Origin of the sequence: Streptomyces durmitorensis, assembly GCF_023498005.1 — a bacterium.
GTDB lineage: Bacteria > Actinomycetota > Actinomycetes > Streptomycetales > Streptomycetaceae > Streptomyces > Streptomyces durmitorensis.
Genome location: NZ_CP097289.1, coordinates 6,772,056 through 6,786,984 on the forward strand (window position 1 = coordinate 6,772,056; position 14,929 = coordinate 6,786,984).

The 14,929-nt window shown below is 71.2% G+C and carries 14 protein-coding genes; 4 read left to right on the plus strand and 10 right to left on the minus strand.

Translation table 11 applies throughout. The features are described 5' to 3' along the window. Window positions 1-12 precede the first annotated feature (12 nt). From lpdA to M4V62_RS30180, 3 genes are all read right to left on the minus strand, one after another. A complete protein-coding gene (gene lpdA, locus M4V62_RS30170; protein ID WP_249590337.1) occupies window positions 13-1,401 on the minus strand; it encodes a dihydrolipoyl dehydrogenase in 1,389 nt (462 codons plus the stop codon). A gap of 313 nt (window positions 1,402-1,714) precedes the next feature. After that, window positions 1,715-3,259, minus strand: a complete 1,545-nt coding sequence (locus M4V62_RS30175) for a leucyl aminopeptidase (RefSeq protein ID WP_249590338.1) — start codon at window positions 3,257-3,259, stop codon at window positions 1,715-1,717. A 208-nt stretch (window positions 3,260-3,467) separates the two neighbouring features. Further along, window positions 3,468-4,250: an adenosylcobinamide-GDP ribazoletransferase gene (locus M4V62_RS30180; RefSeq protein WP_249590339.1), complete on the minus strand. Its 783-nt coding sequence runs from the start codon at window positions 4,248-4,250 to the stop codon at window positions 3,468-3,470. Window positions 4,251-4,317: 67 nt separating this feature from the next. On the opposite strand from M4V62_RS30180, the gene M4V62_RS30185 reads away from it, so the two are divergent. Then, window positions 4,318-5,076 carry a hypothetical protein gene (locus M4V62_RS30185; protein WP_249590340.1) on the plus strand — a complete coding sequence of 253 codons (759 nt, stop codon included), beginning with the start codon at window positions 4,318-4,320 and terminating at the stop codon, window positions 5,074-5,076. Here the strand turns inward: M4V62_RS30185 and M4V62_RS30190 are convergent. From M4V62_RS30190 to cobT, 3 genes are read right to left on the minus strand one after another with little or no spacing between them, the layout of a single operon-like run. Next, window positions 5,022-5,738 carry a hypothetical protein gene (locus tag M4V62_RS30190; RefSeq protein WP_249590341.1) on the minus strand — a complete coding sequence of 239 codons (717 nt, stop codon included), beginning with the start codon at window positions 5,736-5,738 and terminating at the stop codon, window positions 5,022-5,024. The genes M4V62_RS30185 and M4V62_RS30190 overlap by 55 nt on opposite strands. Continuing rightward, window positions 5,735-7,483, minus strand: coding sequence for a phosphatidylglycerol lysyltransferase domain-containing protein (locus tag M4V62_RS30195; protein WP_249590342.1), 1,749 nt, complete (start codon window positions 7,481-7,483; stop codon window positions 5,735-5,737). Before M4V62_RS30195 ends, M4V62_RS30190 begins: the two co-directional genes overlap by 4 nt. A 60-nt stretch (window positions 7,484-7,543) precedes the next feature. Next, the gene (gene cobT / locus M4V62_RS30200; protein WP_249590343.1) at window positions 7,544-8,713 is read right to left on the minus strand and encodes a nicotinate-nucleotide--dimethylbenzimidazole phosphoribosyltransferase; all 1,170 of its coding nucleotides are present in this window, start codon (window positions 8,711-8,713) and stop codon (window positions 7,544-7,546) included. Window positions 8,714-8,902: 189 nt separating this feature from the next. On the opposite strand from cobT, the gene M4V62_RS30205 reads away from it, so the two are divergent. After that, window positions 8,903-9,634: a class I SAM-dependent methyltransferase gene (locus tag M4V62_RS30205; RefSeq protein WP_249590344.1), complete on the plus strand. Its 732-nt coding sequence runs from the start codon at window positions 8,903-8,905 to the stop codon at window positions 9,632-9,634. 16 nt (window positions 9,635-9,650) lie between these two features. Here M4V62_RS30205 and M4V62_RS30210 read toward each other — a convergent pair whose 3' ends face one another. Then, complete coding sequence (locus M4V62_RS30210; protein WP_249590345.1) at window positions 9,651-10,850, minus strand: bifunctional adenosylcobinamide kinase/adenosylcobinamide-phosphate guanylyltransferase; 1,200 nt, start codon at window positions 10,848-10,850, stop codon at window positions 9,651-9,653. Window positions 10,851-10,940: 90 nt separating this feature from the next. Here M4V62_RS30210 and M4V62_RS30215 point away from each other — a divergent pair, with 90 nt between their 5' ends. Further along, window positions 10,941-11,162, plus strand: coding sequence for a hypothetical protein (locus M4V62_RS30215; protein ID WP_249590346.1), 222 nt, complete (start codon window positions 10,941-10,943; stop codon window positions 11,160-11,162). Window positions 11,163-11,231: 69 nt separating this feature from the next. Here M4V62_RS30215 and M4V62_RS30220 read toward each other — a convergent pair whose 3' ends face one another. From M4V62_RS30220 to M4V62_RS30230, 3 genes are all read right to left on the minus strand, one after another. Then, on the minus strand, window positions 11,232-12,284 hold the full coding sequence (locus M4V62_RS30220; RefSeq protein ID WP_249590347.1) for a S1C family serine protease: 1,053 nt from the start codon (window positions 12,282-12,284) through the stop codon (window positions 11,232-11,234). A gap of 139 nt (window positions 12,285-12,423) precedes the next feature. After that, complete coding sequence (locus tag M4V62_RS30225; protein ID WP_249590348.1) at window positions 12,424-13,131, minus strand: class I SAM-dependent methyltransferase; 708 nt, start codon at window positions 13,129-13,131, stop codon at window positions 12,424-12,426. A 74-nt stretch (window positions 13,132-13,205) separates the two neighbouring features. Beyond that, window positions 13,206-13,880, minus strand: a complete 675-nt coding sequence (locus M4V62_RS30230) for a DUF3043 domain-containing protein (RefSeq protein ID WP_249593078.1) — start codon at window positions 13,878-13,880, stop codon at window positions 13,206-13,208. A gap of 219 nt (window positions 13,881-14,099) precedes the next feature. Here M4V62_RS30230 and M4V62_RS30235 point away from each other — a divergent pair, with 219 nt between their 5' ends. Next, the gene (locus M4V62_RS30235) at window positions 14,100-14,897 is read left to right on the plus strand and encodes a PspA/IM30 family protein (protein WP_249590349.1); all 798 of its coding nucleotides are present in this window, start codon (window positions 14,100-14,102) and stop codon (window positions 14,895-14,897) included. The last annotated feature ends 32 nt before the right edge of the window (window positions 14,898-14,929 follow it).

Sequence of the window (14,929 nt, forward strand, 5' to 3'; positions counted from 1 at the left end):
GTGTGACTGAAGTCAGTCGTGGGAGTGCAGCGGCTTGCCCGCGAGGGCCAGGTGGGCCTCGCCCATCGCCTCGTTCTGCGTGGGGTGGGCGTGGATGAGCTGGGCGACCTCGGCCGGCAGCGCTTCCCAGTTGTAGATCAGCTGGGCCTCGCCGACCTGCTCGCCCATGCGGTCGCCGACCATGTGGACGCCGACCACGGCACCATCCTTGACCTGGACGAGCTTGATCTCGCCCGCGGTCTTGAGGATCTTGCTCTTGCCGTTGCCCGCCAGGCTGTACTTGAGGGCGACGACCTTGTCCGCGCCGTAGATCTCCTTGGCCTTGGCCTCGGTGATGCCCACGGAGGCGACCTCGGGGTGGCAGTACGTCACCTTCGGCACGCCGTCGTAGTCGATCGGGACGGTCTTGAGACCGGCCAGGCGCTCCGCCACCAGGATGCCCTCGGCGAAGCCGACGTGCGCGAGCTGGAGGGTCGGCACCAGGTCACCGACGGCGGAGATCGTCGGGACGTTGGTCTGCATGTACTCGTCGACGAGGACGTAGCCGCGGTCCATCGCGACGCCCTGCTCCTCGTAGCCGAGGCCCTGCGAGACGGGGCCGCGGCCGATGGCGACGAGGAGAACCTCGGCGTCGAAGGTCTTGCCGTCGGCGAGGGTCACGCGGACGCCGTCCTGCGTGTACTCGGCCTTCTCGAAGAAGGTGCCGAGGTTGAACTTGATGCCGCGCTTGCGGAACGCGCGCTCAAGAAGCTTCGAGGAGTTCTCGTCCTCGACCGGCACGAGGTGCTTGAGGCCCTCGACGACGGTGACCTCGGACCCGAAGGACTTCCACGCCGAGGCGAACTCGACGCCGATGACGCCGCCGCCCAGGATGATCGCGGACTTCGGCACGCGGTCCATGACCAGCGCGTGGTCCGAGGAGATGATGCGGTTGCCGTCGATCTCCAGGCCCGGCAGCGACTTCGGCACGGAGCCGGTCGCGAGCAGCACGTGGCGGCCCTGGACGCGCTGGCCGTTCACGTCCACCGAGGTCGGGGACGAGAGCTTGCCCTCGCCCTCGATGTACGTCACCTTGCGCGAGGCGATGAGTCCCTGCAGGCCCTTGTAGAGGCCCGAGATCACGTCGTCCTTGTACTTGTGGACGGCCGCCATGTCGATGCCCTCGAAGGTGGCCTTCACGCCGAACTGCTCGGCCTCGCGAGCCTGGTCGGCGATCTCACCGGCGTGCAGCAGCGCCTTCGTCGGGATGCAGCCGTTGTGCAGGCAGGTACCGCCGACCTTGCCCTTCTCGATCAGGGCGACGTCCAGGCCCAGCTGCGACGCGCGCAGTGCCGCGGCGTAACCGCCGCTACCGCCGCCGAGGATCACTAGGTCGAAAACGGTGCTGGCGTCGTTCGCCACGTCACGTCCTCCATGCATGTGCGCCGTACGCCGGACCCCTTTTTCTCGGGGGACGACCGGTCTGTCGGCTGGTATCGGCCGCTCTTGTTTCGGCCCTGTGGTGGGGGCCCTGTCCTGCCGAGAACCCATCTTCGCACTTGTCGGCGGGAGGTGGGACGGCGGGCCGGGCTGTGAGACGTCTGATTCGCCACGTCGGGGCGTTACCCAGGCGTATGAACGTACGGATTTCGTTGAGGGCGAAATCAGACATGTGCAGACCGGGGCCCGGACATCTGGACGTCCGGGCCCCGGTCTGCGTACGAAAGATCTACCGTCAGCCGAGGTCGCCCGCGGCCGTGCGCTCCGCGAGGCGGACCAGGGTGCGGACCGCGGTGCCGGTGCCGCCCTTGGGCGTGTAGCCGAACGGGCCGCCCTCGTTGAAGGCCGGGCCCGCGATGTCCAGGTGCGCCCAGGTGATGCCCTCGCCGACGAACTCCTGAAGGAAGAGACCGGCCACCAGACCGCCGCCCATGCGCTCGCCCATGTTGGCGATGTCGGCGGTGGGGGAGTCCATGCCCTTCTTCAGGTGCTCGGGCAGCGGCATCGGCCAGGAGGGCTCGCCCGCTTCCTCGGAGGCGTCGTGGATCGCGGCGCGGAACGCGTCGTCGTTGGCCATGATCCCGAAGGTGCGGCTGCCGAGCGCCATCATCATGGCGCCGGTCAGCGTCGCCACGTCGACGATCGCGTCGGGCTCGTCCTCGGAGGCCTTGGCGATCGCGTCGGCCAGGACCAGACGGCCCTCGGCGTCGGTGTTGAGCACCTCGACGGTCTTGCCGCTGTACATGCGCAGGACGTCGCCGGGGCGGGTCGCCGAGCCGGACGGCATGTTCTCGGCGAGCGCCAGCCAGCCGGTGACGTTCACCTCGAGGCCCAGGCGGGCGGCCGAGACGACGGCGGCGAAGACGGCCGCGGCACCGGCCATGTCGCACTTCATGGTCTCGTTGTGACCGGCGGGCTTCAGCGAGATGCCGCCCGAGTCGTACGTGATGCCCTTGCCGATGAAGGCGAGGTGCTTCTTCGCCTTGGACGACGTGTACGAGAGCTTGACCAGGCGCGGCGGGGCGTCCGAGCCGACGCCGACGCCGAGGATGCCGCCGAAGCCGCCCTTGGTGAGCGCCTTCTCGTCCAGGACCTGGACCTTGATGCCGTGCTCCTTGGCGGCCGCGGTGGCGACCGCGGCGAAGGCCTCGGGGTTCAGGTCGTTCGGCGGGGTGTTGACCAGGTCGCGGGCGCGGTTGAGCTCCTCGGCCACGGCGGTGGCGCGCTCGATGGCGGCCTTGTACGCCTTGTCGCGGGGCTTGCCGCCGAGCAGGGCGACCTCACCGAGCGGACCCTTGGCATCCTTGCCGTTCTTGCCCTTGGCGGAACCATTTTCCTTGTACGCGTCGAAGGAGTACGCGCCCAGCAGGGCGCCCTCGGCGATCGCGCCGGTGTCCTCGGCGTCCTCGGCGGGCAGCGCGAACGCGGCCTTCTTCGAGCCGGACAGGGCGCGCGCGGCGGTACCGGCGGCGCGGCGCAGGGCGTCGGTGCCGTACGTCTCGTCCTTCTCCGGCACCGTGCCGAGGCCGACCGCGAGGACGACCGGAGCCTTGAAGCCGGACGGCGCGGGCAGCTTGGTCACCTCGCCCTCGGCGCCCGAGGCACCGAGGGTCTCCAGGACGGACGCGAGCTTGCCGTCGTACGCCTTGTCCACGGACTCGGCGCCGGGCGCGATGACCAGAGTCCCCTTGGACGAGGCAGAGCCCTTGGCGACGCCGACGACGATCGCGTCGGCACGGAGGCCGGACGCGGCGGCGGTGCTGAGAGTCAGAGCAGTCACGGTGGTGAATTCTCGCTTCCGTTGAGTTCCTTGGCCGATGGGGTGGGTCGACCCGCCCGGCGCCAGCCTAGAACGGGCCGGAAAGGCACCGAACATGAGCCTACGCGCGTCGCGCCCATTCGATCGTGTCGGTCGAGATTCATCCGAACGCGTCGCCGCATTTATGTTTCAACGAGGCGTGGTGCGATGCGGTTCAGGGCGATGCGGCTCAGCCGAGCGCCAGGACGACCAGGGCCGCCGTGGCCGCGGTCTCGGCGAGCGCGCCGAAGACGTCGCCCGTGATGCCTCCGAAACGGCGGACACAGTGCCGCAGGAGGAGTTCGGCGGCGCAGACCGCAAGGACAACGGCCGCCGCGTACCGCACCGTCTCGTACGCCCCGAAGGGCACGGCGGCGAGCGCGGCCACCGCGGTGACGAGCGCCGCCGCGAGCAGGGCGGCGCCCCGGGGAACCGTCCCGGCCACCGCCGCACCGAGCCCCTCGGGGCGGGCCGGGGGGACGCCCTTGCGGGCGGCCAGGGTGAGGGCGAGGCGCGCGGCGGCCGCCGAGACGGCCGCGGCGAGTGCGCCCCGGGTCCATGAGGCCTCGTACAGCTGGAAGAGGACGGCCACCTGGGCGAGCAGGGTGAAGAGCAGCGTGATGACGCCGAAGGGGCCGACGTCGGACTGCTTCATGATCCGGAGCGCCTGCTCGGCAGGTCTGGCGCTGCCGAGGCCGTCGGCGGTGTCGGCGAGGCCGTCGAGGTGCAGGCCGCGGGTCAGCGCGGCGGGGACGGCGGCGCTCGCCACGGCCGCCAGGAGGGGGCCTGTGCCCAGGGCCATGAGCGCGGCGCCGAGTGCGGCCGCGCAGAGGCCGACCACCAGGCCGGCGAGGGGAGCGCAGAGCATGCCCACGCGGGCGGCGTCACGGTCCCACTTGGTGACGCGGACCGGGAGCGCGGTGAGGGTGCCGAAGGCGAAGCGGAGGCCGTCGGCGGGGAAGGTTCGGGGCACCGCGGAAGGCTACCCCGCAGGCTCTTCCCGCCCTGCGGAACCCGGTACGGCACCGCAGGATGGCCCCATGGGTGACTGGTGGTACCGGAACATCGTGGAGCCGGGAAAGCTCCCGCTCCTGCTGGCCCTGCTCTCCTTCGTGGGCTGCTTCCTGGTCACCCGCACCATCACCCGCCTCATCCGCGCGGGGAGGGGCCCCTTCCGGAACATCAGCTCGGGCGACGTCCACATCCACCACGTGGTGCCCGGCATCTTCCTGATGCTCGTCGGCGGATTCTGGGCGGTCGCGGTCGGCAGCCACGGCCTCGGCGCGATGTTCGCGGCGGTCATCTTCGGCATCGGCGCCGGTCTCGTGCTCGACGAGTTCGCGCTGATCCTCTACCTCGACGACGTGTACTGGAGCGAGCAGGGCCGCAAGAGCGTCGAGGTCGTGATGCTGACGACGGCCCTGGTGGTGCTCATCCTCACCGGGTTCACCCCGTTCGGGGTGAACGACCTGACGCCCGAGGAGCGGAGCAACCGCGCGGGCCTGGCCCTGAACGTCGCCGTCAACTGCTGCTTCGCCCTGATCGCCCTGGCCAAGGGCAAGCTCCAGACGGCCCTGATCGGCATGGTCGTCCCGCTGGTCGCCCTGGTGGGCGCGATCCGCCTGGCCCGCCCGGGATCGGCCTGGTCCAGGCGCTTCTACCGCAACCGGCACCGCACCCGTGCACGGGCGGCCCTGCGCGCCTACCACCACGACCGCCGCTGGGCAGGCCCCCGCCGCAGGGTTCAGGACTGGATCGGCGGCAAACCCGACCCGGAGCTGGCGCGCCCACGCCGCTGAAGCACCGCCGAGCAGGCGCACAGGACCAGCACGGCCGCGATGGCCGCCAGGTGCTCCTTGCCCGCGAGGTTGTTCTTGACGCACACCTCGACGACCATCACGGCGATCACCAGGCCCGCCGTGAACCAGGCCCGGTAGCGCCAGCACACGTAGACCGCGAGCCCGACCACCGCGGCGGAGGGACCGGTGTCGACGACCTGCGCGTCGGACGCGGGCAGCCCCAGCGGATGGCCGGGACCCCACTCGATGCCCACGCGCGCGTAGAGCGTGCCCGCGAGGGTGGCCGCGTAGCCGATGACGAGCGTGCGCCACCAGCCGACGCAGATCTCCGCGATGCCGAACACCAGCAGGATCTGCGCCAGCGCGCCCCAGACGGGCAGGTCGAGCGCCGGTACGAAGAGCGAGAGCGGGGTGCGCAGCAGGGCGAGCCAGAGCGGGTCCTCGGCCCGTACGGAGCCGATGTTCTGCACGAACTGATAGCCCCAGGACTGGTTCTGCACGAACTGGAAGAGGGCGGTCAGGCAGACGGCGGCCAGCGTCATCGGCGCCGCACGCCACCGCCGCTCCGCGATGCCCTCGCGCACGGTGGCGTACAGCGGCCCCCACTCGGTGCGCGCCAGACGCGTCAGGCGGGTCAGACGACCTGTGGCCAGGGAACTCATCGTCGGGACTCCAGGTGCTTGCGGTGCATCCACTTCGGCAGGCCCGGCGCTTCCAAGAAGCCCTCCGCGCGGGCCGACGCGATGCCGATGCGCGGCAGGTCGCCGCTCTTCTCGAAGAGAAGGAAGCGCGGCTCCCAGATCGGGCGGTACTTCGCGTTGGCGCGGTACAGCGACTCGATCTGCCACCACCGCGAGAAGAAGGTGAGCAGCGAGCGCCACAACCGCAGGACCGGGCCCGCGCCGAGCCGCGAGCCACGTTCGAAGACCGACCTGAACATCGCGAAGTTGAGGGACACCTGAGTGATCTTGATCTCGGCCGCGCGCTGGAGCAGTTCGATGACCATGAACTCCATCAGGCCGTTCTCGGAGTCGCGGTCACGGCGCATCAGGTCGAGCGAGAGCCCGCGCGGGCCCCACGGGACGAAGGAGAGCATCGCCCTCAACTCCCCTTCCCCATCGGTGCATTCGAGCATCACGCACCGCCCGTCCGCGGGGTCGCCGAGCCGCCCGAGCGCCATGGAGAAGCCGCGCTCGGTGGCCCCGTCGCGCCAGTCGTCCGCCCGCTTGAGGAGGTGGGCCATCTCGTCGGCGGGGATGTCCTCGTGACGGCGGATCCGCACCTCGTAACCGGCTCGTTTGACCCGGTTGTACGCCTGGCGGACCGTCCGCATGGCCCGCCCTTCCATCGTGAACTCGGCCGTCTCGACAATGGCTTCGTCGCCCAGTTCGAGCGCGTCGAGGCCGTGCCGGGCGTAGATCGTGCCCGCCTCCTCGCTCGCGCCCATCACGGCGGGGATCCAGCCGTGCACACGGGCGTCGGCGAGCCAGGGCTCGATGGCGCCGGGCCAGGCCTCCGGATCCCCGATCGGATCACCGGAGGCCAGCGAGACGCCCCCGATCACCCGGTAGGCGACCGCGGCCTTGCCGCTCGGCGACCAGACGACGCTCTTCTCGCGGCGCAGCGCGAAGTAGCCGAGCGAGTCGCGCTCTCCGTACTTGTCGAGCAGTCCGTGCAGCTTGCGCTCGTCGTCCTCGGTGAGCGGGTCGACCGCCTTGCGCGAGCGGAACGCGGCGTACAGGACGGCAAGGAGGAGAAGCGTGCTGAGTACGTTGATGGAGACGTTGACCCAGCCGGGCGTGGTGATGCCCTCGAACCGCTTGTCGTCGGCGGCCAGCGAGACCAGGCGCATCGTGCCGTAGCGCCAGCGGTCGAGGAAGGTCGAACGGAACTCGTCGTGCGCGCGGTTGGTGACGGTGACCAGGAACGCGGCGATCAGCGAGGTCACCAGGAGCCCGCCGACGGCGACGGCCGCGGCGAGCTTCGGATTGGAGCGGTCGCCCTTGGCGTAGAACTCGCGTCGCCCGACGATCAGCGAGGCGACGAACGCGGCGGTCAGGACGAGGGAGATCCAGTTCTGCGCGTACCGGCGGATCTCCGGGAAGATCATCGCGAACGCGAAGAGGAGCAGGAAGAGCCCGCTGAGTACGAGGTTGAGGATCCAGGCGGCGCGTTTGCGGCGGCGCATCGTGATCGCCAGGAACATCGTGAAGGCGCCGGACGCGAAGCCGGCGGTCAGCAGATACGGCGTGAAGTAGTTCTCGGTGTTGTGCCGCCGCAGATCCTGTCCCAGGGAGACCCAGACCGCGCTCAGAAAGTTGATGAAGGTGACGGCGCGGAGGTACCAGACGCTGAAGGCCGCGGCGAGACGCTGACGGCGCCCGGCAGTAGATTGCTCATCTCCCATGAAAAGGGATCATATGGGGCATGCCGGGCCGTCTTCGGCTGTGACCAGCCGCGCCGCCGCCTACTCGGCTTCGGGCGCCGCCGTCCCGAGCTTGTTCTCCGCCTTGTTTTCCGCCTTGTTCTCGGCCTCGGGGCCGGCCGGGGACTCCGGCTCGGGCTCGGGCTCCGGTTCGGGCTCGGGCTCCGGCTTCCGCTCGGGCAGTTCGGCGGAGAGTGCCGCAGCGGCCCGCACCAGCGGCAGCGCGAGCAGCGCCCCCAGGCCCTCGCCCACCTGCACGCCCTGTTCGAGTACGGGGTCGAGCGCCATCCGGTCAAGGGCCTTGGCCTGCGCGGGCTCCCCGCTGTTGTGCCCCGCGAGCCACCAGTCCGGCGCCCGGAAGGCGACCCGCTGGGCCACGAGCGCCGCGGCCGACGCCACGACGCCGTCCAGGATGACCGGCGTACGCCGCACCGCGCACTGCAACAGGAACCCGGTCATGGCGGCGATGTCCGCACCGCCCACCGCCGCGAGCAGCTCAAGCTGATCCCCGAGCACGGGTCGCGCCCGCCGCAGGGAGTCCCGGACCGCCGCGCACTTGCGCATCCACGCGAGGTCGTCGATCGGCGCGCCGCCCCGCCCGGTCACCACGGACGCGTCGGTCCCGCACAGCGCGGCGACCAGCGTCGCCGCGGGCGTCGTGCCGCCGACGCTCACGTCGCCGAGCACGATCAGGTCGGTGCCGGAGTCCGCCTCCTCGTCGGCGACGGCCATCCCGGCCCGCACCGCGGCCTCGGCCTCGTCGGCCGTCAGGGCGTCCTCGATGTCGACGCGTCCGGAGCCGCGCCGCACCCGGTGCCCCGCGACCTCCGCGGGCAGCTCGGCCGGGTCGCAGTCCAGGGCCATGTCGACGACCCGGACGGGCACGTCGAGGCGGCGCGCGAGGACGGAGACGGGGCTCGCACCGGAGAGCACGGCACGGACGAGCTCGGCCGCACTGCCCGCGGGCCGCGCGGAGACGTCGAGTCCCGCGACCCCGTGGTCACCCGCGAAGAGGATCACGCGCGGCCGCTCGATCGGCTTGACCGGCACCGAGGACTGGGCCGCTGAGAGCCATTCGCTCAGCTCGTCCAGGCGGCCGAGTGCCCCGGGCGGCACGCTCTGCCGTTCCCTGCGCTCTTCGGCGTCGCGGCGCACCCCGCCGTCGGGCCGCTCGATCAGGTCGGTGAAGTCGTCGAGATTCAGCGAGCTCATTCGCCGAACAGTACCGGCAGGGCCCGACCTCGGTTCGAACGGCCCGGCAGCAGGCATCCCCGCGCTCGCGGCACCGCGGAACGGCGCACCTCCACGGTGTCGTTGCGCCGGTGCCGATGATCCTTTACGTACCGTTTGGGGCGGTTGTCGTGTCGCTCGTACCGTCCGACGAAGGAGCCCGCCCTGCCCATGGACGCCGCCAAGGCCGCAGCCGCCCAGGCCGAGAAGATCTTCGCCGTCCCGCACTCCACCAGCCGCCACCGGGCACGGGCCCGGGCGATGGGCCGGTTCATCGAGCCCGAGAGCTGGCTGGACATCGACACCGGGCACGGGCACTTCCCCGCCGTGGCCCAGCAGGTGCACCCGTACACCGCCTTCGACGGCCTCGACCTCACCGAGCGCGTGACGGAGGGCCGCAGGGCGGGCCGCGTGGAGGAGGCCCACCGCGGGCTCCTCACCGACCTGGCGCCCAGGCTCGCGGGGCGCTACGACGCGCTGAGCATGTTCCACTACCTGGAGCGCAGCGCCGATCCGCGCATCGAACTCATCGCCGCCCGCACGGTGTTGCGGCCCGGCGGCCATCTGATGATCGAGGTCCCCGTCCCGGAGAGCCGGTACGCCAGGCTCCTTGGCAAGGGGTGGCTCCGCGCCGAGCCCTACCACCGCATCCCGCTCGCCGCCCTCCGCCGCGAGCTGGAGAGCCTCGGCTACACCGTCGTGGCCACCGATCGGCGCGAGCCGCACATCCCCTTCGACCTGACCGCGGGCCTCGCCTTCGCCCTGGGCCGCGTCCGGGCCGCGGCCCGCGTCGCGGCCCCGCTCCTCGCCGCGGCGGCCCTGGCCGACCGGATCCTCGCCCCCGTGGTCAGCCGCACCCGGTTCTCCAACGCCTACCGGGTCATCGCGAGGCGCAACCCCTGAGGCGTGCGGCCCCGCCTCAGCCCCGCAGGACGAGCGCCTGGCCCGCCACGACGAGCAGCACGTGCTCGCACTCCGTGGCGAACGCCGCGTTCAGACGCCCCAGTTCATCGCGGTAGCGGCGGCCCGACGCGGTCGCGGGGACGATGCCGGAGCCGACCTCGTTCGACACGGCGACGACCGTGCGCCGGGTCGCGCGCACCGCGTCCGTGAGCTCGGCGACCCGCTTGCGCAGCGCCCGCTCGCCGCCGCCCGCCCATTCGTCGTCGTCCCACGCGTTCACCTCGTCCATGGCGTACGTCAGCCACAGCGACAGGCAGTCGATGAGCAGGGGAGGGCCGTTCTCGGCGAGCAGCGGCACGAGGTCGCAGGTCTCGGCGGTGCTCCACGACCCGGGCCGCCGTTCGCGGTGGGCGCTCACCCGGTTCGCCCACTCGGAGTCGCCGTTCCTGGTCCCGCCCGTGGCCACGTAGAGCACCTCGGGGAAGGCCTCGAGGCGCCGCTCGGCCTCCACCGACTTCCCGGACCGCGCACCGCCGAGTACGAGCGTGCGGCGCGGCACGTCCGGTACGTCCTCATAGGCGCCGACCACCAGCGTCGTCCCGTCCGGCACGGCCCGCGCACCGGCGGCGGCCAGCCTGCGGGTCAGCTCCGCGCCCGGCGGCACCTCGTGGCCCAGATGGACGGCGACGACATCCGTGGTCGGCCCGATCGCACCCGCCGCCCGCAGCCGCGCGAGCCCGTCGGGGCGCCCGATGACATCGGCGAGGACCATCTCGTACGCGGGATGCCCGTCCGGCAGCCCGGAGGGCGCACCGTCCGGCGGCAGATACAGGAGCCGCTCCCCGTCGGGGCCCACCACCTCGTACCCCGTGCCGGGGTGGTCCATCGCCACCGCGCGCACCCGGTGCCCGGTGAGCAGCGCGAGCTCCCGGCCGTCGGGCACCCGGCCCGGCTGCGGAAGTCCTGCCGGTACCTCCACCGAGGGGCCGTCGTGCGGATGGGAGAGCAGGACCTGGCGTACGCCGCCGAGCGAGTGCCCGGAGCGGGCGGCCGCGAAGGCGGCGCCAGGGGTGAGGTCCAGGAGCAGGACGCCGTCCACCAGAAGCGCGGTGGCGGCGCGTGCGGCGCCGCCGAGCGCGGTCGCGCAGGCCGCGCAGGGGCAGCCGGGACGGGGCAGGCCTTCGGGATCGCCGGTGCCGAGCAGAGTCAGTTCCACAGGAAGATCCTCCCGCGTCGCCGCGAGTGCCGCTCGCCCGGCTAGGCTTCAAGCGGCTTCACACAGCTGTCGGACCATCGGGAGGCTGGCATGGCGGCATGGACGTGGCGGTTCGAGAAGACGGACGGGACGGAGGTCCAGCCCGCTCTGACGCCCGAGGAGTTCACGACTCAGGGGGACGCGGAGTCGTGGGTCGGCGAGTACTGGAAAGAACTCGCCGAAGGCGGCGCCGACCAGGTGTCGCTCTTCGAGGACACGAACAAGATCTATGGGCCGATGAGCCTGCACGCGGAGGACGCGGCGCAAGGGTGAGCGACGCCTGAACGTGAGGGGGTGGCCGCAGCAGCGGCCACCCTCACGGCATGTCACGACAAGCGGTGCCTAGATCTCGCCCAGCGTGACGTCGGCGGTCTTCTCGGAGCCGTCCCTCACGTACGTCACCTGCGTCTTGTCGCCCGGCTTCTCCCCGGCGAGCGCCTCGGAGAGCGAGGTGATCGTGGTGAGCTCGGTGTCGCCCAGCTTGGTGATGATGTCGCCGGCCTCGATGCCCGCCTTGGCTGCCGCGCCGTCCTTCTGCGCCTCGACGACGGCGACGCCCGCGGGCTTGTAGTCGTCACCGAGGACCGTGCGTCCAGTGATGCCGAGGGCGGCCCGGCCCGAGTCGGTGACCTTGCCGTCCTTGACGATCTGGTCGGCGACGGTCTTCACCATCGAGGACGGGATCGCGAACCCGATGCCGGGCGCCGCGCTGTCGCCCATGTTCGGGTCGGTCGCGGCGAGCGTCGGAATGCCGATGACCTCGCTGTCGAGGGTGACCAGGGCGCCGCCGCTGTTGCCCGGGTTGATCGCGGCGGACGTCTGCACCATGTTCGCGATGGTGGCCCCGGTCGCCCCCTCGGAGCGGCCCTCACTGACGGTCCTGCCGGTGGCGGAGATGATGCCCTGCGTGACGCTGGAGGACAGGCCGAGCGGCGAACCCATGGCGAGCACGATCTGCCCGACCTCGGCCTTCGTGGAGTCCGCGAACTTCGCGGCCTTGAGCCCGCTCGGCGGGTTGTCGATCTTGATGACGGCGAGGTCCTGCTCGGGGTAGGAGGCGACCAGCTTCGCGGTGAGCGCCTGCTCGCCGGTGGCCGTCGTGACCTTGAAGGTCTCTTCCTTGCCCACGACGTGGGCGTTGGTGACGACGTGTCCCTTGTCGTCGTAGACGACGCCGGAGCCGAGGCTCTCGGAGGCGTCGATCTGGACGACCGACGGCAGGACGTCCTCGATCACCTGCTGATAGTCGTCCTGAAGGTCGCTGTCCGCCATGGGCGCGGCCTGAGTGGTGGATTCACCGGAGTCCCCGGAGCCGGAACTGGAGCATCCGCTCACGAGAAGCCCGGCGGCGATGAGGGCGGCGGCGGTGACGGTACGGGTACGCGAGACAGTCATGTCCCGAGTGTCGCGTTGGCCCCGATACGTCGCCCTGAGTTAGAGGGCCGATCAGGGGGCGCCGGTGGGTCCCACCCAATCCGCTGCGGGGCAATCGGGTGGGTGGGCGGGAAACATCCGCCGCGAAGCGGCGGTCCAATCAGTCCCGCACGCCGCAGACGTGCAGCAACGCAGCCACCCGCCGATAGGGATCCGTCCGCCCGGCCCGCTCCTCGGCGGCAAGCAACGCCGCCAACTCCCCGTCCTCCGGCGGAACCGCATCGTCCGACGCCTGGTCGGTGAAGACCCGCACGCCGTACCAGGCGTGCAACGGCGCGGCGATCCCGGCCAGCGAAGCGGAAACCGCGTCGAGCCGGTCCGCACGCGCCTGAAGCCCCAGCCGGTTGCGGTACGCGGTGGAGTCGAAGGCGGCCATCGCCCCCGGCCAGTCCCCGGCGAGCCCCGGCCGCATGGCCAGCGCGTCCGCGTTCCGGACGAGGAGGGAGAGCAGCCCTCCGGGAGCCAGCATCCGGGCGAGGCCCGCGAGCAGCGCGTCCGGCTCCTCGACGTACATCAGTACGCCGTGGCAGAGCACGACGTCGAAGCTGCCCGGCAGGAAATGCACCCCGGTCTCGCGCCCGTCGCCCTCGACGATGCGCACCCGCCCCTGGATCCCCTCCGGCTCGGAGCCGAGCGCGGCACGCGCCGCGGCCACCATCGCCGGATCCTGCTCGACGCCCGTCACCTTGTGCCCGGCGCGGGCCAGCCGCAGCGCCTGCGTGCCCTGGCCCATGCCCACGTCGAGCACCCGCAGCCGCTGCCCCACGGGGAAGCGCCCGGCTATCTGCTCGTCGAGCTGCCGGGTCACCAGCTCCTGCCGTACGGCATTGCGCAGGCCGCCCAGCTTCTCAAGCCACGCGGCGGCCCCGCCGGCGAAACCGCTCAGGGCCGCTCTCCACGCTTGACCTGCGGCTTCGGCAGCCTCAGACGGCGCATCTGGAGCGTACGCATCAGGGCGTACGCGACCGCGCCCTTCTTGCTCTCGCTCGGGAAGCGCTCGTTCAGGCGCTTCTTCAGGCGGACCGCCGTCGTCACCGAGTCCACGATGATCAGGACGATCACGAAGAGCCACAGGAGCAGAGCGATGTTCTGCAGCTGCGGGATCCGGACCATGCTCAGTACGAGGATGATCACGGCGAGCGGCAGGAAGAACTCGGCGATGCAGAACCGCGAGTCGACGAAGTCGCGCGCGAACTTGCGCACGGGGCCCTTGTCGCGGGCGGGCAGATAGCGCTCGTCACCGCTGGCGAGCGCCTGACGCTGCTTGTCCATCTGGACGCGGCGTTCACTGCGCTGCCGCTTGGCCGCCTCCTTGCGCGTCACAGGCGTGTTGGCCACGCTGCGGCGCTGGGTCTGGGCCTCACTGCGCTTGGGCGTGGGGCGGCCCTTGGGGGCCTCGGGGTCACGGGGCTGCTGGGAGTCGGTCACCGGGGCCTTGCTCGCCGGGGCCTTCTCGTCCTTGGATCGGCTACGGAACACAAAACCCAAGGGTACGGGGTGCGGACGTGTGGACCCCCGCCCGATGGGGAACGATCCGGCAACACCGGGCGTCTTGATTGTGTGCCTAAGGGGACGTTCCGTGTGGTTTACAAGCGGTTTTCGGGCGGTTCCCGGGGGTGCACCTACTCCCTACGCCTGAGCCCGGCCGGACACAGTCGTCCTTGGGGATGAGCGCATCCGCACGCGAACAGTGCGGTAATGGATGCAGGGCCCGTACTGTGGGTTCTGAGCAGTACCTGGAGCTGGAAGTCCGTCAGAAGGGGGCGCGCGAAGCCCATGAGCGGTGTCATGAAGCGTATGGGGATGATCTTCCGCGCGAAGGCGAACAAGGCCCTTGACCGGGCCGAGGACCCGCGCGAAACCCTCGATTACTCGTACCAGAAGCAGCTCGAGCTGCTCCAGAAGGTGCGCCGTGGTGTCGCCGACGTGGCGACCTCGCGCAAGCGCCTGGAGTTGCAGCTGAGCCAGCTCCAGAAGCAGTCCTCCACCCTTGAGGACCAGGGCCGCAAGGCCCTCGCCCTCGGCCGTGAGGACCTGGCCCGCGAGGCGCTCTCGCGCCGTGCGGCGCTTCAGCAGCAGGTGACCGACCTGGAGACGCAGCACCAGACGCTCCAGGGCGAGGAGGAGAAGCTCACCCTCGCGGCGCAGCGCCTCCAGGCCAAGGTCGACGCCTTCCGTACGAAGAAGGAGACGATCAAGGCCACGTACACCGCGGCCCAGGCGCAGACCCGGATCGGCGAGGCCTTCTCCGGCATCTCCGAGGAGATGGGCGACGTCGGCATGGCGATCCAGCGTGCCGAGGACAAGACCGCGCAGCTCCAGGCGCGGGCCGGCGCGATCGACGAGCTCCTGGCCTCCGGCGCGCTCGACGACTCCTCCGGGCTCGCCAAGGACGACATCCAGTCCGAGCTGGATCGCCTCTCCGGTGGTACTGATGTAGAGCTGGAACTGCAGCGGATGAAGGCGGAGCTGGCGGGTGGCTCGTCGGCCTCGCCGAAGCAGGCCATCGAGCCGGGTCAGGGCCAGCCCCAGACCAAGGAGCCGCAGGACACCCCGCGCTTCGACAAGCAGTAGCAGCCCTACGCACTACACCGCTCACGTCCGAG

Excerpts from the sequence above, each read along its gene's own strand:
- M4V62_RS30185 (WP_249590340.1), top strand. The coding sequence starts at position 4,318 with ATGGGTGACTGGTGGTACCGGAACATCGTGGAGCCGGGAAAGCTCCCG.
- M4V62_RS30190 (WP_249590341.1), bottom strand. The coding sequence starts at position 5,738 with ATGAGTTCCCTGGCCACAGGTCGTCTGACCCGCCTGACGCGTCTGGCG.
- M4V62_RS30195 (WP_249590342.1), bottom strand. The coding sequence starts at position 7,483 with ATGGGAGATGAGCAATCTACTGCCGGGCGCCGTCAGCGTCTCGCCGCG.
- cobT (WP_249590343.1), bottom strand. The coding sequence starts at position 8,713 with ATGAGCTCGCTGAATCTCGACGACTTCACCGACCTGATCGAGCGGCCC.
- M4V62_RS30205 (WP_249590344.1), top strand. The coding sequence starts at position 8,903 with ATGGACGCCGCCAAGGCCGCAGCCGCCCAGGCCGAGAAGATCTTCGCC.
- M4V62_RS30215 (WP_249590346.1), top strand. The coding sequence starts at position 10,941 with ATGGCGGCATGGACGTGGCGGTTCGAGAAGACGGACGGGACGGAGGTC.
- M4V62_RS30220 (WP_249590347.1), bottom strand. The coding sequence starts at position 12,284 with ATGACTGTCTCGCGTACCCGTACCGTCACCGCCGCCGCCCTCATCGCC.
- M4V62_RS30235 (WP_249590349.1), top strand. The coding sequence starts at position 14,100 with ATGAGCGGTGTCATGAAGCGTATGGGGATGATCTTCCGCGCGAAGGCG.